This is a genomic window from Lentibacillus saliphilus (genome assembly GCF_019093865.1).
Taxonomy (GTDB): domain Bacteria; phylum Bacillota; class Bacilli; order Bacillales; family Amphibacillaceae; genus Lentibacillus_B; species Lentibacillus_B saliphilus.
Genome location: NZ_JABJXD010000003.1, coordinates 198446 through 221569 on the forward strand (window position 1 = coordinate 198446; position 23124 = coordinate 221569).

Below are 23124 nucleotides of genomic sequence, written 5' to 3' on the forward strand. Positions count from 1 at the left end.
CCCTATTCATTGCTTTCAATTGTAATTGTACAGCTTAACTGTTGTTCTTCCTTATGAACAATAACAGACGGCAGGACGTGTTGCAATGCTTTTTCAAGTTGCGCACTCTTTTCAAATACATCATTCAATGAAATATGTACCTGATACTGTTTATTAATGTCATCCCAGCTTAAAGACAAATGTCCGTGATACAACGTGTCATCGTCAGTGATTTCTTGAAATGTATGTATCACCGTGCTACAAGCAAATACGAGTTGATCATCAATAAAACTGGATCGAATAGATTGTTGATCACCATATATACTGTATGTTAAACGATAATTCGTATGCGTGCTGTTAAAACGAATCAGCCATAGTGCAAACCCTGGCAAACCGAGATTAACGAGCTTACTTTCAGAGTGAAGCTGCTCAATATACTGCGTCATTTTCTCTTGAACACTTTCAAGCTTCCCCATACTTAAGTATCCCTGAATAAGTTGAAGCTGATTCATAATATCATGGCGATAGTGTGACAGTACATCAATAACGTCTTTCGGTTGCATACCTGCGCCCCCTATTTCACTTAGTGAAGACCTTATGATTTGCAACCTTAATTATACCAAATGTTAGAAGAACACGCATGCCACACATCAAAAAAATCGACACCCATAAACGGATGTCGATTCGTATATGTCCATTATGCTTCTTGAGCAACAGGATAAACACTAACTTTTTTGCGGTCACGGCCAAGACGTTCAAATCTGACCACGCCGTCGATTTTAGAGAACAATGTATCGTCTCCACCTCGACCAACGTTTTCACCAGGATAGATCTTTGTACCGCGCTGACGGTATAAAATTGATCCGCCTGTTACAAACTGACCATCTCCACGCTTGGCACCAAGACGCTTAGATTCAGAATCACGGCCGTTTTTCGTACTACCGGCTCCTTTTTTCTGAGCGAAAAACTGCAAGTCTAGACGTAGCATATTCTTAACCTCCTTGCTTCTGTTCAATTTTAATAAACTGATGATAATCGCGTTCAATGGTCTCCATCGATACGAGCATACCTTCAAAAAGGAGCTGTACGTTATCCGCCACTTTACGCTCAAGGTTATCGGGTATGGCGACGTGTAAAAAGCCACCATCCTGTTTTTGTTCAATATCCAAATCAATTCCGCATATTGAGATCACTGAATTAACCGCTCCAAAGGAAACTGCCGAGACACCAGCACATACGAGATCGTATCCATAAGGACCACTTTCAGCATGTCCTGATAGCTCAAACGCCGTTATACGGTTATGTGATCGCCAAACAGTCAAATGAATCATTTGCACGTATCCTTATGCATTGATTTTTTCAACAACCAACTTTGTATATGGCTGACGATGACCTTGCTTGCGGTGATAGTTTTTCTTTGGCTTGTACTTGAAGACAGTAATCTTCTTCTGACGGCCATGTTTTTCAACTTTTGCAGTTACAGTTGCACCTTCGACGTATGGTGCACCTACTTTAACATCGCTTCCGCCAACGAAAAGAACTTTATCAAATGTCACTGTTTCGTCTTTGTCACCAGCCACTTTTTCAATGTAAATTTCTTGGCCTTCTTCTACCTTGATCTGCTTGCCACCTGTTTCAATAATTGCGTACATACTTGCACCTCCTATTAACTCAGACTCGCCATGCAGGTACTCTTATCACGAGTTTAAACCTGTTCTGCGCGGTTGTAGCACTGGTGCTACTTTTTCAATAACGTAATGATATTATCACGTATCCTAGTGTCTGTCAAGGAAGTCCTACATTATACTTAAGCGATTTATGTTATACGATAAGCTACGTCTGCCATATGTTGGTCATATTGTTTATCATGGAAATAGCTTCGTAAACATTCCATCTCATCAACGACCTTACGTGTATCATCAGGAAACACAATATATATCTGATGTCTTTTTTCCCGCTTAAACAGCGCAAAGACGTCCATCATCGAGCAATGTGATGGCACAGCAATAGGTGAGACACCACCAACATAGCCTTTATTTTCGTATCGATCTAATAAAAAGCGCAGAAAAACGTAAGATCGTCGTTTCCACTCAACATGGTTTTCAAAAAGTAAAAAAAGAGCTAAACAACATATACCAAGTGAAAATGACTCAATGATTAAATAGCCTCCTAAAGAGAGGACAATCATAATACTTGAAAAAATGACTGTCATTTTGTGTGCTTTCTTATAAGGCCATTTTTTTGAAAAGCTTAAAAACAATAGCTTTCCACCATCTAATGGCCATATCGGTAACAAATTAAATAGAAGGATAACAGTATTATAATACAACACCGATTCAAGAATAGCTGTCGGTAAAAGTGCAAATGGGTAAATAATACCGCAAAATATATAAATGATAATATGCTGAAATGGTCCCGCAATAGTTACGAGCACATCTTCGTACACCGGCTTTGTTCCATGTTCATCTGTTTCCATTATCCCACCAAATAGCCAAATAACGATTCCTTTAATACGCCAGCCGAAAAAACGAGCCATTGCATAATGACCAAGCTCATGAAACAATACAATACAAAATATCGTCAGGAGATGAACAAACGTTCCAGTTAAAAAAGCCAGTACAATAAATATAAACATAATCGGATGGATGTGTATTGGCGGGACGTATTTAAGGACGTTCATCAACTTGAATCACCTGTATCGGATCGATGGGTTGATTGTCTTTTTCTATGGCAAAGTAAAGACTTGCATGTTCAGATGTTGGATTAAAGGATCCCATTTGATCATCAGCGGTTACAGACTGGTACACATGGACATCGATAGAGCTTAGAAAACCATATGTTGAAATGCTATTATCAGCATGTTGAACGACGATTGTTTTACCTGTTTGTCGGTCATTTCCAGCGAATATAACCATGCCTGATTTCAAAGCACTCACTGTAGTTGCTTCATCTGGGGCAATCATAATACCTGAACCGTGTGACTGAAACGTCTCCACAACCTGACCACCTACAGGCAGAGCAAGCTTCTCCTGATTTGGTTCATGATTTGGATCAAAAGCTAACGGCGCACCAAAAGTTTCTTGATACCATAGATGAACTTTAGCAAACGGAAACTCCTCCGACAACGCTGTACTTGTCCATTGTTGAGTTCCAGAAAAAACTGTAGCGTCAGCCTCCATTAAAATGGCTGTGCTCAAAAATAGCATGACAGCTAAAATGCCTTTCATCATAAAACGTGTGACGTATGACTTTTTTTCTTGCTCACTCTTCTTTAATCCACTGTTTGAAAACAAAGGAAAGTAGCCATGCTTCTCCTCTTCCTGTGGCAAAGACGGATATATTTGATGTGACCGATCCGCTTTAACTGGCCATTCACGATTTTTTCTGCGGCTTTCAATAGATTTACGTACTTTTTTAATATTTTCATTCATTATGATCACATCCCCATATCGTACATTTGTACAAGTCTATGACCATGTTTTAGAAAATAGAATAAAAAAAGGCATGAATCATCATATGATTTTCCGCCTTTTTAATCATTGAATTTGAATTGGATTACGATGGTGTAATATGTTATGAGCGCAAACTGAAAAAGCGCTTCATTTTTTGGAACATGCCTTTTTCATCCTCCAAGGATTGTAATGGCACTGACTCACCCAAAATCCTTCGCGCAATGTTGCGGTAAGCAATGGATGCTTTGGAATTTGGTTGGAATGCAACGGGCTCACCTTGATTAGACGCTTTGATCACTTCATCATCATCTATGACAATGCCAATAAGGTCTATCGATAGTATTTGAACAATGTCCTCAATGTCAAGCATATCACCATTTTTCATCATATGATGACGAATTCGGTTTATGACAAGGTTGGCAGGTGCGATATGCTCTTCTTTTTCTAGCAAACCAATAATGCGATCTGCATCACGCACACTTGATTTTTCAGGCGTCGTCACAACAATTGCTTTGTCAGCCCCGGCAATTGCATTCTGGAAGCCTTGTTCAATGCCCGCTGGACAATCAATCACAATATAATCATATGTCTGTTTCAACTCTGCAACGAGTTCAATCATGCCTTCGCTCGTTACAGCTGCTTTATCCGTCGTTTGAGCTGCCGGCAGCAGCACCAGATCGTTGAACCGTTTATCTTTGACTAAAGCTTGCTGAAGTTTACAGCGTCCTTCAATAACGTCAACAATATCATAAATAATTCGATTTTCTAATCCCATAATGACGTCAAGATTACGTAAGCCAATATCTGTATCAACCAAACAAACCTTCTTATCCATTAAAGCGAGCGCGGTACCAACATTTGCTGTCGTCGTTGTTTTGCCGACTCCGCCTTTTCCGGACGTAATAACGATTGCCTCACCCATTGTACATTCTCCTTTCGAATCCGCTTAGATCCTTCCGCTTTTTCGATATGGCCCGTATGTGGTCAATAACAATCTTGTTTTTCTCTGTATCAATAAATCCACACTCCATATACACGCCATCTGCTTCATAATCTGGAGCCCGACTAATATAATGAGCAATTCGTAGCTGACTTGGTTTCATGTAGGAGGCTGCTATAATCGCTTCTTGATCGCCTGTCATACCAGCATGAGCAATACCAGCAAGTTTCCCCAATACATATATATTACCAGAAGCAGTCACTTTCCCACCTGGATTCACATCTCCAATGAGCAATAAATCTCCAGTTACATTTAAAACCTGTCCAGACCGGATGATTTTATTGATCACCTTAACTTCACTCTCTTCCTTCCATGCGAGAGCGTCTTGTTTATGTACAACATCGGATTCAAGCGCGATAAGTTGTAAGTTATTCTCACTGCCAAGAAGGTCTTGTAGTCTTTCTTTTTGATGGTCATCTATATAGCGATTTCCGAGCTTAAGGGTCACTTTTGCTGGTGGGCTATCCTTAATGGGATCTTTAACTGTTACTTTATCATGTAATTCAGCAAAAGCATGTTCAAATGAGCACATATCATCCATGAAAATGGTCAGCCCCTCTTTTGTTCCCTTGATCGTAATCGCTTGGTTATTTTGTAGCACGCTATTCACCTCATGTCCCCCCAGGCAGATCTTTCCAAGAAAATAATTTATAAAACTTCACACTTATGTGGTGCTATAAGTATACTTTAAATATCGTTCATATACGCAATTACTTAAAGCAATCTGTTAATCGCTTCCCCATTTCATCAGCCAATGTTTCAAAATTGGATAAGATGCAATTAAAAATAGTAGGTTGGCCAATATTGTAGGCACAAGACGGAACATTATATATTCGGATAAAGAAATGTTAGCGAAGCCAACCAAGCTGAAAATAACTTCTATAATGCCATCAGCAACAATGATTGCTAAAGTACCAATCATCATTGCTGTATATATATTGGATTGCAAGTATTTCTTTAAACTATGCGTTACATAAATAGCGACGCCATAGCTAAACATATACACCCCTAAAATGCCTGTATATGCAATGTCAAATAGAAATCCAAATAAGAGCGCATAGCCAACACTTAGCCAAGATTGTTCTCGATCATAGAAAATACTGGAAAATACCAATGCAATTAATAACCAATGCGGTATAATCATTGATTCACCAGCAACGACATCAGCCGGAAGAATTTCCAAAGCAATACCTTCTACCACGATCAAAAAAAACAATAGTAAAGGGACGTATAAGCGCTTCATTCTGCCCCCTCCTGCTGATCTTTATCCGCGTTGCCAACCATTGTTCTACTAACGACAATTACATTGTTCACTTCATACATGTTCGCTGCTGGCTTAACGAGCGCAGTGTTTGTCAAGCCGTATTGGTCAGGTACGACATCTTTAACGGTTCCAATCGATAAACCCGCTGGAAAAACGCCGCCCATACCAGATGATACAACAAGCTCTCCTTTTTCTATCGCCCCACCAGAGTGATCAATAATCTTAAACATTAATGTATCTGTTTTTTTGTCGTATCCTTCAATCAATCCAAAAATAGGATCCTCTTCACGAGAAATCGTTGCAGATATCCGGTTCAACTGATCGAAACCTGATAACAATTGAACAGTCGATGTGAATTCGGATGCGGTCTGAATTTTACCAATCATCCCATCCGCAGTAATGACGGCCATATTAGGCTCAACACCTGCTTGTAATCCTTTATTTATTGTGACTTGCTCAATCCATCTCTCGGGTGAGCGGGCAACCACTGTTGCTTGAATTGGCTTGAAATCTCGTATAGATTCCGTCTTATCAAGTGTATCCCTTAATTCATCGTTCTCTTTCTTGATCTCTTGTACCTGATATATTAAATTTTTGTACTCTGACAGTTTCTCTCTTAAAATTTTGTTTTCTTCATACGTATTCTTGATATGTTCTACATCAGACACAAGCGTTGTAATATAATCAACAGGGGCTTTCACCAAGTTTTGTGCCCAGCCAACCGTATCATTAATAAATTGTTCTGGTGTTGTTAAATAAGATCGCCCATTTATAGAAAAGCCGATCATTACAACGAGCAAGATCATGCTCATTAAAAAAATAAATAAACGTTTTTTTCGAAAAAAATTCATCTTTACACCTACTTACTTAATCACGAGCGGATCGTGTTGAAACATTCGGATGTGTGCGGAAATGCTGGATATAGTCGAGAGATTTTCCTGTTCCGATCGCCACACTGTCTAATGGGTCCTCTGTCACAAATACTGGCATCTTTGTTGCTTCACTAATCATCTGATCAAGGTTATGGAGCAAAGCCCCTCCACCTGATAATACAATTCCACGATCCATAATGTCAGCCGCAAGCTCTGGTGGTGTTTGTTCCAATGTATCCTTTACTGCATTAACAATTGCATCAAATGTGTCATTTAAAGCATCGCGGATTTCGGATGAACGAATCGATATTGTTTGAGGAAGTCCTGTCAGAAGGTCACGTCCTCTAATGTCTATTTCACGGTCTTCTATTATTTCTCCCGCCATACCGATATCCATCTTAATCGACTCTGCCGTTCGTTCTCCAATCATTAAGTTATAATGCTTGCGTATATAGGTCATTATCGCATCATCCATATTATCTCCAGCTGTACGAATAGAACGACTCGTAACGATTCCACCAAGCGAAATGACCGCTACTTCTGTTGTCCCGCCACCTATATCAACGATCATACTACCTGTTGGTTCCCAAACAGGTAATCCTGCACCAATTGCTGCCGCGAATGGTTCTGCGATTGGATACGCTTCTTTAGCACCCGCTTGTTTTGATGCGTCGACAACAGCGCGTTCTTCAACCATCGTAATGCCTGATGGGACACATATCATCACATTTGGCTTACCTGCTATTAGAGAACGCTTTTTCATTGCCTTTTTAATAAAGTACTTCATCATGACAGCTGTTGTATCGTAATCGGCAATCACGCCGTCTTTCATTGGTCGAATGACAGATATGTTACCTGGGGTTCTACCAATCATATTTCTGGCAGAACTGCCAACAGCCTCAATCTGTCCAGTTTCTAAATTTTTAGCTACAACGGACGGCTCTCTGAGCACGACACCTTTTCCTTTTACAAAAACAAGCGTATTCGCAGTGCCTAAATCAACACCAAGATCTTGAGACAAACTAAATATACCCAAACATGATCTCCCTTTCCAATCTGCCATTCATTGGTTGCTATTAGTTTCGCTTACCTGACAATATATTATGTAACGCCTCTTCCTTTGATGAGGACGATACAGCTTTACCGTAATTTAATTTGATTTAAAATTTAATGAATATAACAGGCGCCATTTTTCATTAATGTTCCTTATGGATCATGTGTTGTGATCAACGTTATGCATCATACACACATTTTAATGAAAAGCGGCGCCAACTAATAGGTTGTCTATTCAATTATACGAAAAAACAATACAAATTGATAGTCTTATAAATAGCCTTTTTCTTTTAGTGAAACAAACTTACGATCTCCAATGACGATATGATCGAGCAATTCAATGCCAACGAGCTTTCCGGACTCTGCCAGACGTTTGGTCACATGGATATCTTCTCGTGAAGGTGTCGGATCCCCGGAAGGATGATTATGGACACATATGATAGAGGCCGCAGAGCGTTTTACCGCTTCACGAAAAACTTCTCGAGGATGTACGATAGAGGCGTTAAGACTGCCAATAAAAATGGTTTGCCGATGAATGACTTGATTTTTAGTGTCGAGAAATAAAACGACGAAATGTTCTTGATTCAGTTGTCGCATCTCTTCCATAACATAATCCGCACCATCTTCTGGTGATCGAATAACATATCTTTCATCTGGTTTAAATTGATTGATACGCTTTCCAAGCTCTAGGGCGGCTAAAATGACAACCCCCTTCGCATCGCCAATTCCTTTAATAGCTGTTAACTCTTCAATTGTAGCATTTTTTAGCAAGTTGATCCCTTCAAAATGCATCAGAACACGATTGGCTAATGCCATTACAGACTCATCCTTCGTTCCACTCCCGAGCAAGATTGCCAATAACTCGGAATTCGACAGATGTGTCCCTCCGTATTGTATTAATCGTTCACGGGGACGATCTTCCTTAGGGACATGTTTAATCATAATGGATGGTTGAGACATATGATCAGCTCCTTTACTAATAGCCTCTAGTTTAGCGAGATCGCCCCCAAGCAGCAAATCGTGAAAAACCGAATTTAATCTTCTAAACGATGAGAAACTGTCGTTTTATGGATGCGAAACAATCATTTTAAGAGGGATCATTGGAATCAAAATGAAAATATAGACAGCAGGCATCATAAACTGTTCCTTATTTTCACTCTAACATACTCTTTTCCCATTGCTTCCATATTTTCAACAGAAATGCTTGTTGGCTCATGGAATCTGAGGTTTGCATCTCTTCTTGCCCATTCTTGATTACGTTGTAGAGTTCTAAAAAGCGTTCACTCTGATTCGGATAATCATTAATAATCGCTTGCCAAGCTGAAGCATCTATGACGTTTTTTTCACTTACTTTTTGAAGAGATTGCTGCCATGTTGACTGCACAGCTTCAAGCCACGCAAACATATGGGAATCTAATTTAAGGGTTGCGGCTTCTAAATTCCATTCCTTCACATAAATATCGTGGTCAGAATAGGCCTCCGTAATTGCAGAGCCTTGTTGCTTCGTCTGAGTCACCCCTAAAAACAAATAAAAGGTGCCATCCCGCTCCCAAATAACAGGTGAAAAACCACTATCTCGAAACGACTGCTCAAATGACTGGGCGTTTTCATCGGAGCTGAACACACCACCTTGCAAAACAAATGCTTGCATCGGCTTCATCGTTCGCTCACTATTTCCGCCGATTGTATCCTCCGTATCTTGGTTGTCAGTACCTTGATCAGACATACCATTTGAACCATTTGATGCTGTTGATTGGTCATCTGTTCCCCCTCCCATGATAAACAACATAATAAATCCTAGACAAAGTCCAATTGCAACTGCGGAAAATACAGCAATCACGATCGATCTAAGCTGAAAATGTCCAAAATATCGACTTTTCTTCATAAATCTATGACCTGAATACGTCCTTGAATAGACAGGGACATCATTATGTCGTTCTTCTTCAACACTCGCTGCCTCCTCATAAAAGTTCGACGGATCTCGTAAGGATGATTGATGATGATCAGAAGTCTTATCCCGTTTGGCATATGTTTTTTTTCCATTAATCCACAATTCAATATCATGTTTTCGTCGTCTCACAATCTCCCCTCACTTTACGCGCTTTTATTCACTCTAGCATACAATCTTTGAAAAGTAAGACGAGCTATGTCAAATAACCCGAAAACATTTTGACATTTTTTGCAGTCTAACCACGAACGGGAACACCCGCCTGAAACGAAGTTATTGCATAAACACACAAACGCGCACAACCTCACGTCAATTAGGAGGTCGTGCGCGTTTAATATTGCTATTGCTGCAATTCTTCAATACGGGCTTTCACTTTCGCCTGTTTCTCTAAATAATCCTTTTCTTTTGCCTTTTCCTCATTCACAACTGCTTCTGGTGCCTTTTCAACAAACTTGGCATTGCCTAATTTCTTCTGAACGCGTTCTACCTCTTTCGTCCACTTCTCCAATTCTTTATTAAGGCGTGCGATTTCTTTGTCGAAATCAATCAACCCTTCTAACGGTAAAAACAATTCAGCACCTGTCACCACTGCAGACATCGCTTTTTCCGGAACTTCGAATGACGTATCAATGATTAATTCACCTGGATTACAGAACCGTTCGATATAAGAACGTTCACTTTGTAATTCATCAGCGATCGCTTCATTTTCCGCCTTAATGAACAGCTTGATCTGTTTTGACATCGGTGTATCGACCTCTGCACGGATATTACGAACTGATTTAATAATTGAAACGAGTCGCTTCATTTCTGTCGCCGCTTGATGATCATGGAGGTCTTTACGCACTTGTGGCCAACTTGCGACGGTAATTGACGGTCCCTCGTGTGGCAGCTTTTGCCAGATTTCCTCTGTTATAAATGGCATAAATGGGTGCAGCATACGCATTGTCTGATCAAGTACATAGGCAAGAACAGATTGTGTCGTTCTTTTAGCCACTTCATCATCGCCATATAACGGAATCTTAGCCATTTCAATATACCAGTCACATAAGTCATCCCAGATGAAGTTGTATAGATGGCGACCAGCTTCACCGAATTCATATTTATCACTGTTCTCAGTCACATGCTCAATCGCCTCATTTAAACGGGTTAAAATCCATTTGTCAGCTAATGACAATTCACCTGTTAAATCAATGTCATCATAAGTGAATCCTTCCATGTTCATTAATGAGAAACGTGACGCATTCCATACTTTGTTGGCAAAATTCCACGTTGACTCAACCTTTTCCCAATAAAAACGTAAATCCTGACCTGGTGTAGAGCCAGTTAAGAGGAAATACCGTAATGAATCAGCACCATACTGATCAATAACATCCATTGGATCGACACCATTGCCAAGCGACTTACTCATTTTCCGACCCTCGGAATCTCGAATTAAGCCATGCAGCAAGACATCTTTAAATGGACGCTCGCCAGTAAATTTATTCGATTGGAAGATCATACGTGCAACCCAGAAGAAAATAATGTCATACCCCGTAACGAGTACATCTGTCGGGAAATAACGTTTAAAATCTTCAGCTTCTTCGTTAGGCCAGCCCATTGTAGAGAATGGCCATAATGCCGATGAAAACCACGTATCAAGTACATCTTCGTCTTGCTTCCAGTTTTCAATATCCGCTGGTGGCTCTTTCGCAACATAGACTTCACCAGTTTCCTTATGATACCAAGCTGGTATTTGGTGCCCCCACCATAACTGTCGAGAAATACACCAATCTCTTATGTTATCCATCCAGTTTTGATACGTTCGCTCAAATCTCGCAGGGAAAAAGTCAACCTTATCTTCACCTTGCTGCATGTCGAGTGCACCATCAGCTAGTGGCTGCATGTGAACAAACCATTGTGTTGATAAGTACGGTTCAACGACGGCACCACTGCGCTCAGAATGACCAACTTGATGAACATGGTCTTCAATTTTAAAGAGAACATCCATATCTTGTAAGTCACGAACAATTTGTTTGCGACATTCGAACCGATCCATACCTTCATATTTTCCGGCATTTGCATTCATCGTTCCGTCTTCATGCATGACGAGTACACGGTCCAAATTGTGGCGATTACCGATTTCAAAATCATTTGGATCATGGGCTGGTGTGATTTTAACAGCACCAGAACCGAATTCCATATCAACATAATCATCTGCTACGATTTCAATTTCACGACCGACGATTGGCAAGATAACTTTTTTGCCAATTAAATGACTATACCGATCATCCTTAGGGTGTACAGCAACTGCCGTATCGCCGAGCATCGTTTCTGGACGTGTCGTGGCAATCTCAATCGTCTCATCGCTGTCCTTGATCGGATAACGCATGTGATAAAAATGGCCTTGCACTTCTTCGTAAATAACCTCGATATCTGACAAAGCTGTTTTCGTAGCAGGATCCCAGTTAATAATATATTCGCCTCGATAGATCAGGCCTTCTTCATACAATTTAACAAACACTTCTTTAACGGCATCTGACAAGCCTTGATCAAGGGTAAAACGTTCTCTTGAATAATCAACACCGAGACCAATTTTTTCCCATTGATCACGAATAAATTGCGCATACTCCTCTTTCCATTCCCAAGCCGTTTCTAAAAATTTCTCCCGGCCCAGATCATAACGACTCTTGCCTTGTTCACGTAACTTAGCTTCGACCTTTGCTTGAGTTGCGATACCTGCATGGTCCATACCAGGAAGCCATAGGACATCATATCCCTGCATCCGTTTCATGCGCGTAATTGTGTCCTGCATCGCTGTATCCCAAGCATGACCAAGGTGAAGTCTTCCTGTCACGTTAGGTGGTGGAATCACAACCGTGAAGGGTGGCTTGCTTTGGTCCTTACCCGCTTTAAAGAATTCACCATCAAGCCAAAATTGATACCGGCCATTTTCAACATCAGTAGGATTGTATTTTGGCGGCAATACATGTTCATTCTGTTCTGACATATGTTTTTTCCTCCCTATAAAAAATAAAAATGCCTTCTCATCCAACAAGGACGAAAAGACATTATTTCCGCGGTACCACCTTTGTTTACAGACTGCTTGGCAGACTGTACACTCTCATTCAATTTGAATAACGGTCAAAGGTCCGGCCAATTTTACTGTAATTCCCACATGTCGTAAGGCAATTGGTTCGAATTGGCTGCATCAAGGGCGACCTTCCTTAACAACATTTCCCAGGAAATTCTCAGCTTACATTCCTTCTCTGTTGGCTATTGTTAAGTACTCTTCCCTATCATCGCATTGTACATATTTAAATTAATACGTGTTTCTTATGTGTTTTTATTTTACTCATATTCACAAGTTATAGCAACCATTATATCACAATAACCACACCCAAATACATATAATGCTGTACATACGTCATAAATTATGCAGGAGTGATATGAATGGCAAGGTATTATCGCTACCGTCTCCCACCATGGGCACGACGTTGTCTCATCATTTGTGAACATGCTACATTACCGATTCTCATTTTCCAACTGATTCGCACGTTGTTCTTTCCAACAACGTTAGATGTGCTTTTGCTCGGCTTACTCGTGTTTATCTTTACGGCATTTTACCTTAAATGGATTTAGTCGTCACTATACCAATCATCATCTGATTCTAATTCATTAAATATCGTCATTTGATCCATTTGTTCAACTAAACTCATTCCGAAGCGTAACCGTCGAAAGATCTGTTCTATTTGTTGAACACGTTCAAGCATTGATACATGTTTTGGCGATGCCACCTCATCTTCTACCATCGTGATATAAGGAAGCGGGTCAAGTAAATAGATGGATAGTAACACACGTTCAGCATGTGTTGACGTGTACGATTTAAAATACGCTTCTAATTCCTCTATCCAAAGATGATCATCAGTTCGATGCATTGTTCCTCGCCGATGTAAAAAGTCGGCAAGGTCCTGCATCGGATGGCCATAGTGGGCAACTTCCCAATTAATGATATAAGGCTGGTGACGATAAATCACATGATCTGGCTCAAATTGACCATGACATAAACAGACTGTTTGTGCTGGATCTGTTTTTAATGCTTCTGCTAACGTGTTAATACGCTCTAATACAACGTTCATGATTATATCAATATGTACAAAATGTGTGCATACTTGTAATTGAAATGGCGACATATAATGTTGTTGTTCAAATGTTGTCACGAGCTGCAATAGCCGGTTATGCTTTTGGATTAGAAGCTGCTCATATTGAACAAAAGCCTCTAATGTCTCTGTATGATCAACATCGGCAGTTTGGCGAGTCGTTTCATGCAAATAGCCGAAAGCATCATAAATGCTGCGAATTCGCTGTTGCTCGTGAACGGATCGCTCCTCAAGCCAAGGGGTTACATAATAAATCGTATTAGATCGTCGTTCAAATAGCATGCCTTCTTTTGTGACAAATACAGGAAGCACATACTTTAACCCTTTTGTGTGTGCAACATCATATACATGACGCCACATTAAAGCCGTATGAGGCGACATACGGCTCTGTTTAACGGCATATTGCTGTCTTCCATCCTCTACGTAAAAGAGACGATCAGTTATCGCCGTTATGTGACTAGGTTGAATGTGATATGACTTCAATACTGATTGAATTCGCAAATCATCTTCCATACATAATCCCCTCCAATGATAGCCACCGATATGTATAAGGAAGGATAAGAGGCTGGGACATAACCTAAAATTTAGTCATTTGATTTAATTTTGTTTTGTCCCAGCCTCATGGTCATTGTTTATTTTTTTGTTTCTGATATGGAATAAACAAGAGCTGACCTTCTGATACATGATCACTCTCAAGTTGATTACTTTGTCTGATTTGATCAGGTAATACATTATATCTTGACGCTATTCCATCGAGTGTATCATCTGATTGGACGATACAAACACGCATCTTCGCATAATGCTCCTCTTCTTCTTTGAACATATTAGCAAGATACATAACATCTCTTACATTTTCCGAGCTAGACTCATAATCATCAGAAGATGTTGTTAAATAAACATCGTCATAGTCACTGCTTTGTTCTATTTCACTTGATTCATAGGCATCTTCCATTGAAACGTTACTAGATTCATCTGACGTCGACTCGGGCGACGAATCTTTCGCGAAAAATTCCCCTAATGTTTGTGATTGCTTCCACTGCCAGCGTTCCTTATCTGTTTGTTCATCTTCATGAGATGCTGATTCATTTCGTGAACTGCTTTCATCCGATGACGATTCAGATTCTTGATGAAGAACATTATCTTCGGATTCAGATGATACTGACTCATTTTGCAGATCCTCATCATTTGATGAAGATGATTCTGACTCCACTGACTCTGGTTCTTCTAAAGGCCTTTTCGTTTCAAATGAAAACTGTTCAATGGACTCTGGCTCTGTTCGCTCTGAAAACTCACTGTCTCTTTCGTCATATCCATCTTCTTCCGGTTCATCTTGAATACCATGTATGGCTATTTTAGACGAAAATTTTAAATGTGTGGGATTTGGCAGCTCATAATCAAATGTATCAATGCTGACCGAAACATCATCTAAGCCCGTTACTCTGTACGAAGGAACTGATATTTCGACAGGGAAACGATGCATAAATGTAGCTGCATGATCCTCTGTATCCATCACACGTTCAACGTACCGCTTTGAATGATCATCTGCAAAATCATCCACCATATTACTATCAGCCATAGGGAGATGCTTCAAATACTCTCCTTGTAATTCAATCACACCGCGAATCGCAATATAATCGCCATAATCTTGAATGGCAATCTCTGGATCCAGCGATATCCCTCTCATCTCTGCAACTTCCTGTCCGCTTTGAAAGTAAAGCGACTCATGTAAATCAAACGTAAAAACGGCATCCTCGTTGTTCAATTTAGATCCTCCTTCCTGGACAAGCAAGCTCTATTTTACTTCATACGCCTAATTCCACTATATGACCTCGACCCTTTGTATATGCGTTAAGATAAAAATTGACCAATAGAAAAAGTCTGGCATATAAATGCCAGACTTTTTCCTATTATGCCGTCTTTACAGAGATGCTTTTATGGAAGCAAATGCCCGATCTGCTGCTTTAATTGTATGGTCAATATCCTCATCTGTGTGAGCTGTAGATAAGAATAACCCTTCAAATTGAGAAGGCGGTAGAAAAACCCCTTCTTCAATCATCGTGCGATAATACTGTGAAAAATGCTCAAGATTTGCTTGCTGTGCAGTTGCATAATTGATAACGGGTTCTGCAGAGAAGAACACTCCAACCATTGATCCCACACGGTTAACTTGCAAATCAACACCATGTTTTTCAGCTGCATTCTTATAACCCGTTACAAGACGATCTACTTTCTCACCAAGGGCTTCATACGTTTTTGGAGTCAAAGCCTTTAATGTTTCATATCCAGCTGTCATGGCCAATGGATTGCCTGATAATGTACCCGCTTGATAAATCGAACCGCTCGGGGCCACATGAGCCATAATCTCTCTTTTTCCTCCGTAAGCGCCAACAGGTAAGCCACCACCAATCACTTTTCCAAGGCAGGTTAAGTCAGGGGTCACACCGAAATGACCTTGGGCACAATGATAACCGACTCTAAATCCGGTCATCACCTCATCAAAAATAAGGACTGTTCCATATTCTTGTGTAATATCTCGAAGTTCTTGTAAAAAGTTTTCTTGTGGAGGTACGACGCCCATATTTCCTGATACAGGTTCAATAATGACACCAGCAATATCATCACCATATTGTTCAAATGCTGCTCTTACACTGGCCATATCATTGTATGGAACCGTTATCGTATTTTGCGCAATCGATTCCGGTACGCCAGGACTATCTGGCAGCCCTAGTGTCGCAACGCCCGATCCGGCCTTTATTAGTAATGAATCACCATGACCGTGGTAATTACCTTCGAATTTAAGTATTTTATTCCGGCCAGTATAGCCTCTCGCAAGCCGAAGCGTACTCATTGTTGCTTCAGTACCTGAATTGACCATCCGAATCATTTCAATTGATGGGACGCGGTCGATCACAAGCTCGGCTAATTTATTTTCCAGCTCTGTTGGTGCACCAAAGCTTGTTCCAAGTGCTGCTGTTTCTTGAAGCTTTCGAACAACATTCTCTTCCGCATGACCAAGGATAAGCGGTCCCCAGCTCAAAACGTAATCAATATATTCGTGACCATCGATATCATATATTTTAGAGCCTTTTCCGTGCGACATAAAAATTGGAGACATACCGACAGATTTAAAAGCACGTACTGGAGAATTAACGCCACCAGGCATTAATTCAACAGCTTCTTGATATGCAGCTTTTGATCGATCGAATGATTTCATTCATAAACACCTCGAATTAATATTTTAGGATTGTTTCAGCCAGTTCGCGACATCTTTAGCAAAATAAGTAATGATTAAATCTGCGCCAGCTCGTTTCATAGCGGTTAAGGTTTCCATGACGATGGCCTTCTCATCAATCCATTGATTAAGAGCAGCTGCTTTAACCATGGAGTACTCACCACTTACATTATATGCCACTACAGGCAGGTTCGTCTCGTTACGAACGTCGCGAACAATATCAAGATATGATAAAGCAGGCTTCACAATTAAAAAGTCTGCGCCTTCTTCAACATCTGACGTTGCTTCCCGTATCGCTTCCTTACGGTTAGCCGGATCCATTTGATATGTTTTACGGTCACCAAACTGTGGTGTACTTTCTGCTGCGTCGCGAAATGGTCCGTAGAATGATGACGCATATTTGACAGCATAGGACATAATAGGGATGTTCGTATAACCTGCCCGATCTAAAGCATGACGAATAACCGTCACGAATCCATCCATCATATTTGAGGGCGCAATAATATCAGCGCCTGCCTCCGCTTGACTAACAGCCGTACGGGCAAGTAACTCAAGTGAAGCATCATTGTCTACATCATGATGATGTATGACACCACAATGACCATGAGAAGTAAATTCGCAAAGGCATGTGTCGGCAATGACGAGCATTTCAGGTACGTTCTGTTTGATGAGTTGAATGGCCTGTTGAACAATCCCTGAATCGGCATAAGCACCAGATCCTATTTCGTCTTTTTCATTCGGCACGCCAAATAATAAAACAGCTTTAATCCCACTATGACTGATCTCAATAATTTCTTCTGCTAGCTGATCAAGTGATAGATGATAAACACCTGGCATTGACGGAACTTCTTGTTTAATTTGCTGCCCTTCTTTTATAAATAAAGGATAAATTAAATCATCCACTCGCACATGATGTTCACGTACGATCGCCCGCATTGCTTGTGAAGAGCGCAAGCGACGATGACGTTTAAACTGAAGCTGTTCATCCATTGTCTTCCATCCTTTCAATATAAGCAGTCATTTCATTAAGCATCCCATCTATTGTAAACTGCTTTGGTGTTAATATGTGTTTAAACCCTAGTGCACGTGCCTTATGTTCAGTCGTCGTTCCGATACACACACAGACATCATCTTCAAGGCTATAAAGCATTTGATCAGCCATTGAAACAAATGCGCTAACAGTTGAAGGACTGGTGAATGTTAAGAAATCAATCCGTTTCGTTTTTAAAACGGCGTTCAGATTATCAGCAGCTGAAGCATCTATAGACGTTTCATAAGCTTCAAGGACATCAAATTCTAACGATTGTGCCGTAAAAAAATCAGGTAAAATCTGTCTAGACCAGTTCCCTTGAATCAGTAATATACGGCTCTTGTGCTCGGCTTGCGGCAGAAATTCTGCTGTCATTGTATCAGCATTGTAAACTGACGGTATAAATGCGCTCTTTAGACCATAGGCTTGTATCGCTGCATCGGTTTTTGGTCCAACTGCAGCGATATGAACGTTTTTTAACACACTTAAATCAACACCGTACGCTTGCACGGCCTGAAAAAAGCAATGGACACCATTCGCACTCGTAAAGAACAGCCAATCATATTGATTAAATGGCACGTGTTGCTTTGTTTTAGCTTCTGTACATGTACATTGAATACGAAGCAAAGGTGCTTCTAACGGCACGCCACCACGAGATACGATCTGTTTTGCAAATATCTGTGCTTGCTTTTGTTCCCGTGTAATTAAAACCGTTCGTCCTTTTAAAGATGCACACATCAGGTGTCGAGCTCCTCAAGTACATCATTGACGATTTGCTTTGCACCCTGGTCAATTAAAGAACGTGCTGCTTCTTCACCAACCACTTCAGGATCTTTTCCGCGCACTGTTTCTTTAAGTATCGTTTTGCCATCAGGCGTTCCAACAAGAGCTGTTAAAACGATGTCATCACCATCAAGGTAAGCATAACCACCAATAGGAACCTGACATCCTCCTTCAAGGAGCCTCAAAAATGTGCGTTCAGCTCGAACTGTCCGAGCTGTATCTTCATCATGTATTAAACCGAGTATTTCCTTCAGTTCAACGTCATTCTCTCTACATTCAATCGCAAGTGCACCTTGTCCAACTGCAGGCACACATAAATCCGCATCTAAATATTCGGTAATTAATGTTTCACTTAACCCAACACGTTTCAAGCCTGAAACAGCCAGAATAATGGCATCATAGTCTTCTTCCTGTAACTTTCTTAACCGTGTTTCTATATTGCCACGGATCCACTTGATTTCAAGATCTGGTCTTATTGCCAGAATTTGTGCCGACCGCCTTAAACTACTCGTGCCCACAATCGCACCAGCTGGTAAGTCCTTAAGTAAACGATGATCTTTCGCTATGTAAGCATCTCTATGATCTTCTCTTTCTGGAATACAAGCGATTGTTAATCCGTCTGGCATAACTGACGGCATATCCTTCATACTATGAACAGCCAAATCTACTTCCTTATGATACATTGCTTCCTCTATTTCCTTGACGAACAAGCCTTTTCCACCGACCTTTGAAAGCGTTACGTTAAGAATTTTGTCCCCCTTCGTAACAATTTCCTTCACCTCTATCTCATTTTGAACACCAGCTTGTTTCAGTTGATCAATAACCCAGTTCGTCTGAGTTAATGCGAGGTTACTTCGTCTGGAGCCTACTGTTATTTTTCGCATGTCTATACCTCCATAAACTTAAAAATGAAAATCTGAGAAAACACCAAATAAGAAAAAGTTAATGAGCAACAACAAAAATGCCAAGAGCTGAAAATACGATGTTTTTTGTTTCTCATATCGCCAGCCCATTCTCACAAACAAATAGATGATATACACGCCCAACAATACAAAAGATCCGATTGTTTTCATATCAAACCAATAAAATTCTGCACCCGATGTATACGCCCACACAACTCCCAACATAAGACCAATCATCAACAAAGGTATCCCAAGAGCATTAGCCCAAAATGACAACTGGTCAAGACGATGTAAATCACCGAAACGCCACATCCAGCGAAGACCTGTTTTATGCTTTAAGAAGTAATATTGTAAGCCGTGCATCATTGATAATAAAAAGCCAATTGTAAAAAAACCATAGGACATAATTGATAAGGCAATATGTATGATTAAAATCTCATTCGCCAGTTGAACACTCATCCTGACAGATTGCTGTTCTGCATGGGAAAACATATATAACAAAAGAATAAAGAAGCTAAATACATTTGTGAACAAGACAATGAAATGGATTTTAAACAGCCGATTAATAACAAGGGAAAACGTTACTAAAATCCAAGAATAAAAAAATAGCCCGTCACGCAAGTTGGCAATCGGTAAGCTCTGTGCTTGAAACAAACTGTCGAGTAAATAAATGCTCTGTATGGCCCATACAATGCCAAGTAACCAGAAGGCGAATTGATTCACCCTCTGGTTATGCTGAAGAAAATCCAAGAAATATCCAATCAAGCTCAGACCATATATTAATAATACAATTTCGATAAACCTAACTGTTTCAAACATCGCAATACCCTTTCTTATTTAGAGGTAAGATGATTTAATAAAGGAAAGGATATGTTGTTATGGTTAGCTGGCTTGATCTTACCATCAGTATTAGATTGCTCTTTCAGCAAAGCTTGCACATCATCATGAATATCAAACATGTTCATAAATAAATTTAAGGCGTCTTCACGCTGATCAGATGCAGCCAATTCTTTAACCTGCTTAATCGGTTCTTTTAAAAGTTGATTAACAATACTTTTCGTATGTTTATTCAACACTTTCTTTTCCCGCGCAGTCAAATCAGGCATTTTCCTTTCGATGCTTTCCATTGTGTTTGCCTGTATCAATAAAGCTTTTTGTCTAAGAGCTGTTATAACAGGAACGACACCGAGCGTCTGAATCCATTCGGTGAAATACACCATTTCCTCTTCTATTAATAGATCAATTTTGGTCGCCGCGGCTTGTCGTGCTGCTAAATTCTCATCCACAATATGCTGTAAGTCATCAATATCATATAAAAAGACATTGTCAATCGTCTCAACTGAAGCTTCAACATCTCTTGGGACAGCAATATCGACAATAAATAAAGGAGCACCTTTTCTTTGAACTTGAATGGCTTGAACCATATCTTTGGTCAAAATTGCTACATGTGCTCCCGTAGAACTGATGACAATGTCCGTTTCTTTTAATACGTGCGATATATGGTCGATCGTATCAGCTTGAGCACCAAACTTAGCAGCAAGCGCTTCTGCATTCGACATTGAGCGGTTCACGACGGTTATCTGATCGACACCAGCTCCTTGTAAGTTTTTTGCAGACAGCTCACTCATCTCACCAGCACCCAATATCGTGACATGCTTTGCGCTCAAGTCGCCAAATATTTTTTTTGCTAATTCTACGGCAGCATAACTCGTCGATACAGCTTGAGCACCGATACCGGTTTCACTATGTGCACGCTTGGCAAAGCTAATGGCACGCTTAAACAACTCATTAAAAATCGTACCTGTAACCTGTTCGTTTTGAGCAACCATAAATGCGTCCCTGACCTGACCGAGAATTTGTGTTTCACCAAGGACCATTGAATCTAAACCACTTGTTACTTTAAAAAGATGCTCAATTGCTTCATCATTTTCAGCAATTTGCAAATAAATAGCGAAATCTTCCATAGGAACTTGAAACCAATTTGCTAAGAACCGCTTAACGTAATAGCGACCTGTATGAAGTTGATCTGCAACAACGTATATTTCTGTCCTGTTGCAAGTAGAGATAATGACATTTTCCAAAATGCTTTTTTCTGTAGATAGCTGCTTAACCGCCTCATTTAGGCGTTGCTCTGAAAATGTAAATGCTTCCCTTATCTCCAAAGGGGTTGTCTTATAATTAAATCCGACCCTTATGATGTGCACAATAATCCCCCCATAATTGGAACACATACTCGAATTCATTTTAACACACTCGATAACTTGTTTTCCCGTTAAATATGAACAAGGCATGAACATTATGATACGATAATACGTACAGATAGATACCGTTGCTAACTTAACATACGCCCAAATGTAAGGCAAGTAAATCGTATCTAGGTAAAAATAGATCAAAGGAGTTGTGCGTATTATTGAAGAAACAACATACATTTACAGCTTATCTGCTTATCGGAATTGGGACTTACTTTTTATTGAGACAGCTTAAAATCCCTATTTTCACCGACTTTTATTCATGGCCTACGCTTCTTATCATCATAGGATTGGCATTTTTGATACATGCAATCCAATCACGGCAACATCAAAATCTTTTTACAGGTAGTTTTTTAATGGGGATTGGTATTCATTTTCATGGATTAGAGCATTATCCGTTTTGGCCGGATCATTGGGCAATGTACACGTTAATTGTCGGTATAGCCTTCTTTATAAGATATATGCGGACTAAAAGAGGACTGTTACCTGCTGGCATACTCATTGGTTTCTCGCTCTTATTCATTTTTTCTGTGGACATTCCAAAGCAGCTTTCGTGGGTTTACGATATTGTGAGCTTTTTGGAGAGATTTTGGCCTGTCGCATTAATCATACTCGGTATTTATTTTTTAAAAAAGAAATGAGCCAAGGATATAGAGTTAACCGAATAAAAATACGAACAATACAACCGCTCCGGAAATATACTACGCGACCGACAACCAGGACGGTTTAGTGTCGATGTTGGTGCAGGACGCACCGTATTTAATCGACCGACGAACACGATGTTTTAGTGTCGGCGTTGGTCACAGGACGTAACCGAACTTAGGTGACCGTGGGCTAACAGGAGGTTAGTCGTTCGCTGTTGGTGCAGGACGCACCGAACTTAACGAACGACAACCAGGACGGTTTAGTGTCGATGTTGGTGCAGGACGCACCGTATTTAATCGACCGACGAACACGATGTTTTAGTGTCGGCGTTGGTCACAGGACGTAACCGAACTTAGGTGACCGTGGGCTAACAGGAGGTTAGTCGTTCGATGTTGGAGCAGGACGCACCGAACTTAACGAACGACAACTAGGACGGTTTAGTGTCGACGTTGGCACAGGACGCGCCGAACTTAACGACCGACACCCAGGACGGTTTAGTGTCGATGTTGGCGCAGGACGCACCGTATTTAAGCGACCGACGAACACGATGTTTTAGTGTCGGCGTTGGTCACAGGACGT

Annotated in this window: 24 protein-coding genes and 2 other annotated features; of the genes, 2 read left to right on the plus strand and 22 right to left on the minus strand. The window is 40.4% G+C overall.

Annotation, left to right across the window (positions count from 1 at the left end; translation table 11 throughout):
* Window positions 1-2: 2 nt before the first annotated feature.
* From HPC67_RS07335 to HPC67_RS07400, 14 genes are all read right to left on the minus strand, one after another.
* Entirely contained in the window at window positions 3-542 is a 540-nt protein-coding gene (locus HPC67_RS07335; protein WP_217586844.1) for a Spo0B domain-containing protein, read from the minus strand.
* A 134-nt stretch (window positions 543-676) separates the two neighbouring features.
* The gene (gene rpmA, locus HPC67_RS07340; RefSeq protein WP_217586846.1) at window positions 677-967 is read right to left on the minus strand and encodes a 50S ribosomal protein L27; all 291 of its coding nucleotides are present in this window, start codon (window positions 965-967) and stop codon (window positions 677-679) included.
* Between the two features lie 4 nt (window positions 968-971).
* Window positions 972-1310: a ribosomal-processing cysteine protease Prp gene (locus HPC67_RS07345; protein ID WP_217586848.1), complete on the minus strand. Its 339-nt coding sequence runs from the start codon at window positions 1308-1310 to the stop codon at window positions 972-974.
* A 12-nt stretch (window positions 1311-1322) separates the two neighbouring features.
* Window positions 1323-1631, minus strand: coding sequence for a 50S ribosomal protein L21 (gene rplU / locus HPC67_RS07350; RefSeq protein ID WP_217586850.1), 309 nt, complete (start codon window positions 1629-1631; stop codon window positions 1323-1325).
* Between the two features lie 11 nt (window positions 1632-1642).
* Window positions 1643-1715, minus strand: a sequence feature (ribosomal protein L21 leader region).
* Window positions 1716-1795: 80 nt separating this feature from the next.
* On the minus strand, window positions 1796-2659 hold the full coding sequence (locus HPC67_RS07355) for a M50 family metallopeptidase (protein WP_217586851.1): 864 nt from the start codon (window positions 2657-2659) through the stop codon (window positions 1796-1798).
* Window positions 2646-3410: a peptidoglycan DD-metalloendopeptidase family protein gene (locus tag HPC67_RS07360; RefSeq protein WP_217586852.1), complete on the minus strand. Its 765-nt coding sequence runs from the start codon at window positions 3408-3410 to the stop codon at window positions 2646-2648. The genes HPC67_RS07355 and HPC67_RS07360 overlap by 14 nt, the downstream gene beginning before the upstream one ends.
* Before the next feature lie 142 nt (window positions 3411-3552).
* On the minus strand, window positions 3553-4353 hold the full coding sequence (gene minD / locus HPC67_RS07365) for a septum site-determining protein MinD (RefSeq protein ID WP_217586853.1): 801 nt from the start codon (window positions 4351-4353) through the stop codon (window positions 3553-3555).
* On the minus strand, window positions 4346-5041 hold the full coding sequence (minC, locus tag HPC67_RS07370) for a septum site-determining protein MinC (protein WP_343327822.1): 696 nt from the start codon (window positions 5039-5041) through the stop codon (window positions 4346-4348). Before minC ends, minD begins: the two co-directional genes overlap by 8 nt.
* A gap of 117 nt (window positions 5042-5158) precedes the next feature.
* Complete coding sequence (gene mreD, locus HPC67_RS07375) at window positions 5159-5674, minus strand: rod shape-determining protein MreD (RefSeq protein WP_217586854.1); 516 nt, start codon at window positions 5672-5674, stop codon at window positions 5159-5161.
* A complete protein-coding gene (gene mreC / locus HPC67_RS07380) occupies window positions 5671-6546 on the minus strand; it encodes a rod shape-determining protein MreC (protein ID WP_217586855.1) in 876 nt (291 codons plus the stop codon). The genes mreD and mreC overlap by 4 nt, the downstream gene beginning before the upstream one ends.
* Window positions 6547-6562: 16 nt before the next feature.
* The gene (locus HPC67_RS07385; RefSeq protein ID WP_246569817.1) at window positions 6563-7603 is read right to left on the minus strand and encodes a rod shape-determining protein; all 1041 of its coding nucleotides are present in this window, start codon (window positions 7601-7603) and stop codon (window positions 6563-6565) included.
* A gap of 287 nt (window positions 7604-7890) precedes the next feature.
* Window positions 7891-8580, minus strand: coding sequence for a RadC family protein (gene radC / locus HPC67_RS07390; RefSeq protein WP_217586857.1), 690 nt, complete (start codon window positions 8578-8580; stop codon window positions 7891-7893).
* Window positions 8581-8773: 193 nt separating this feature from the next.
* The gene (locus HPC67_RS07395) at window positions 8774-9700 is read right to left on the minus strand and encodes a hypothetical protein (protein ID WP_217586858.1); all 927 of its coding nucleotides are present in this window, start codon (window positions 9698-9700) and stop codon (window positions 8774-8776) included.
* A gap of 208 nt (window positions 9701-9908) precedes the next feature.
* Window positions 9909-12554 (minus strand): valine--tRNA ligase, encoded by a 2646-nt coding sequence (locus HPC67_RS07400; protein ID WP_217586859.1) that lies wholly within the window; start codon window positions 12552-12554, stop codon window positions 9909-9911.
* Between the two features lie 43 nt (window positions 12555-12597).
* Window positions 12598-12856 (minus strand) — a binding site (T-box leader).
* Between the two features lie 141 nt (window positions 12857-12997).
* Here HPC67_RS07400 and HPC67_RS07405 point away from each other — a divergent pair.
* Complete coding sequence (locus HPC67_RS07405; RefSeq protein WP_217586860.1) at window positions 12998-13186, plus strand: hypothetical protein; 189 nt, start codon at window positions 12998-13000, stop codon at window positions 13184-13186.
* Here the strand turns inward: HPC67_RS07405 and HPC67_RS07410 are convergent.
* The 8 genes from HPC67_RS07410 to hemA all read right to left on the minus strand — a co-directional run bounded on the left by HPC67_RS07410 (window position 13183) and on the right by hemA (window position 21855).
* Window positions 13183-14217, minus strand: a complete 1035-nt coding sequence (locus HPC67_RS07410) for a phosphotransferase (RefSeq protein WP_217586861.1) — start codon at window positions 14215-14217, stop codon at window positions 13183-13185. The two genes, HPC67_RS07405 and HPC67_RS07410, sit on opposite strands and share 4 nt — an antisense overlap.
* Before the next feature lie 112 nt (window positions 14218-14329).
* On the minus strand, window positions 14330-15466 hold the full coding sequence (spoVID, locus tag HPC67_RS07415; protein WP_217586862.1) for a stage VI sporulation protein D: 1137 nt from the start codon (window positions 15464-15466) through the stop codon (window positions 14330-14332).
* A gap of 156 nt (window positions 15467-15622) precedes the next feature.
* Entirely contained in the window at window positions 15623-16918 is a 1296-nt protein-coding gene (hemL, locus tag HPC67_RS07420) for a glutamate-1-semialdehyde 2,1-aminomutase (RefSeq protein ID WP_217586864.1), read from the minus strand.
* A gap of 24 nt (window positions 16919-16942) precedes the next feature.
* The gene (gene hemB, locus HPC67_RS07425; protein WP_217586866.1) at window positions 16943-17926 is read right to left on the minus strand and encodes a porphobilinogen synthase; all 984 of its coding nucleotides are present in this window, start codon (window positions 17924-17926) and stop codon (window positions 16943-16945) included.
* Window positions 17919-18704 (minus strand): uroporphyrinogen-III synthase, encoded by a 786-nt coding sequence (locus HPC67_RS07430; protein ID WP_217586867.1) that lies wholly within the window; start codon window positions 18702-18704, stop codon window positions 17919-17921. The genes hemB and HPC67_RS07430 overlap by 8 nt, the downstream gene beginning before the upstream one ends.
* Complete coding sequence (gene hemC, locus HPC67_RS07435) at window positions 18704-19633, minus strand: hydroxymethylbilane synthase (protein ID WP_217586868.1); 930 nt, start codon at window positions 19631-19633, stop codon at window positions 18704-18706. Before hemC ends, HPC67_RS07430 begins: the two co-directional genes overlap by 1 nt.
* Window positions 19634-19651: 18 nt before the next feature.
* Window positions 19652-20470 carry a cytochrome C assembly family protein gene (locus HPC67_RS07440; protein ID WP_217586869.1) on the minus strand — a complete coding sequence of 273 codons (819 nt, stop codon included), beginning with the start codon at window positions 20468-20470 and terminating at the stop codon, window positions 19652-19654.
* 14 nt (window positions 20471-20484) lie between these two features.
* Entirely contained in the window at window positions 20485-21855 is a 1371-nt protein-coding gene (gene hemA, locus HPC67_RS07445) for a glutamyl-tRNA reductase (RefSeq protein ID WP_217586870.1), read from the minus strand.
* Between the two features lie 206 nt (window positions 21856-22061).
* Between hemA and HPC67_RS07450 the strand changes: the two genes are divergently transcribed.
* Window positions 22062-22541 (plus strand): LiaI-LiaF-like domain-containing protein, encoded by a 480-nt coding sequence (locus HPC67_RS07450; RefSeq protein WP_217586871.1) that lies wholly within the window; start codon window positions 22062-22064, stop codon window positions 22539-22541.
* Window positions 22542-23124: the final 583 nt, after the last annotated feature.

What these genes read in the sequence shown, in the direction of transcription:
- hemC (WP_217586868.1), bottom strand. Translation starts at nt 19,633, where the DNA reads ATGCGAAAAATAACAGTAGGCTCCAGACGAAGTAACCTCGCATTAACT.
- HPC67_RS07440 (WP_217586869.1), bottom strand. Translation starts at nt 20,470, where the DNA reads ATGTTTGAAACAGTTAGGTTTATCGAAATTGTATTATTAATATATGGT.
- HPC67_RS07405 (WP_217586860.1), top strand. Translation starts at nt 12,998, where the DNA reads ATGGCAAGGTATTATCGCTACCGTCTCCCACCATGGGCACGACGTTGT.
- HPC67_RS07400 (WP_217586859.1), bottom strand. Translation starts at nt 12,554, where the DNA reads ATGTCAGAACAGAATGAACATGTATTGCCGCCAAAATACAATCCTACT.
- HPC67_RS07360 (WP_217586852.1), bottom strand. Translation starts at nt 3,410, where the DNA reads ATGAATGAAAATATTAAAAAAGTACGTAAATCTATTGAAAGCCGCAGA.
- mreC (WP_217586855.1), bottom strand. Translation starts at nt 6,546, where the DNA reads ATGAATTTTTTTCGAAAAAAACGTTTATTTATTTTTTTAATGAGCATG.
- HPC67_RS07410 (WP_217586861.1), bottom strand. Translation starts at nt 14,217, where the DNA reads ATGGAAGATGATTTGCGAATTCAATCAGTATTGAAGTCATATCACATT.
- HPC67_RS07335 (WP_217586844.1), bottom strand. Translation starts at nt 542, where the DNA reads ATGCAACCGAAAGACGTTATTGATGTACTGTCACACTATCGCCATGAT.
- hemL (WP_217586864.1), bottom strand. Translation starts at nt 16,918, where the DNA reads ATGAAATCATTCGATCGATCAAAAGCTGCATATCAAGAAGCTGTTGAA.
- HPC67_RS07355 (WP_217586851.1), bottom strand. Translation starts at nt 2,659, where the DNA reads ATGAACGTCCTTAAATACGTCCCGCCAATACACATCCATCCGATTATG.
- HPC67_RS07345 (WP_217586848.1), bottom strand. Translation starts at nt 1,310, where the DNA reads ATGATTCATTTGACTGTTTGGCGATCACATAACCGTATAACGGCGTTT.
- HPC67_RS07430 (WP_217586867.1), bottom strand. Translation starts at nt 18,704, where the DNA reads ATGTGTGCATCTTTAAAAGGACGAACGGTTTTAATTACACGGGAACAA.
- rplU (WP_217586850.1), bottom strand. Translation starts at nt 1,631, where the DNA reads ATGTACGCAATTATTGAAACAGGTGGCAAGCAGATCAAGGTAGAAGAA.
- minD (WP_217586853.1), bottom strand. Translation starts at nt 4,353, where the DNA reads ATGGGTGAGGCAATCGTTATTACGTCCGGAAAAGGCGGAGTCGGCAAA.
- rpmA (WP_217586846.1), bottom strand. Translation starts at nt 967, where the DNA reads ATGCTACGTCTAGACTTGCAGTTTTTCGCTCAGAAAAAAGGAGCCGGT.
- radC (WP_217586857.1), bottom strand. Translation starts at nt 8,580, where the DNA reads ATGTCTCAACCATCCATTATGATTAAACATGTCCCTAAGGAAGATCGT.
- mreD (WP_217586854.1), bottom strand. Translation starts at nt 5,674, where the DNA reads ATGAAGCGCTTATACGTCCCTTTACTATTGTTTTTTTTGATCGTGGTA.
- hemB (WP_217586866.1), bottom strand. Translation starts at nt 17,926, where the DNA reads ATGGATGAACAGCTTCAGTTTAAACGTCATCGTCGCTTGCGCTCTTCA.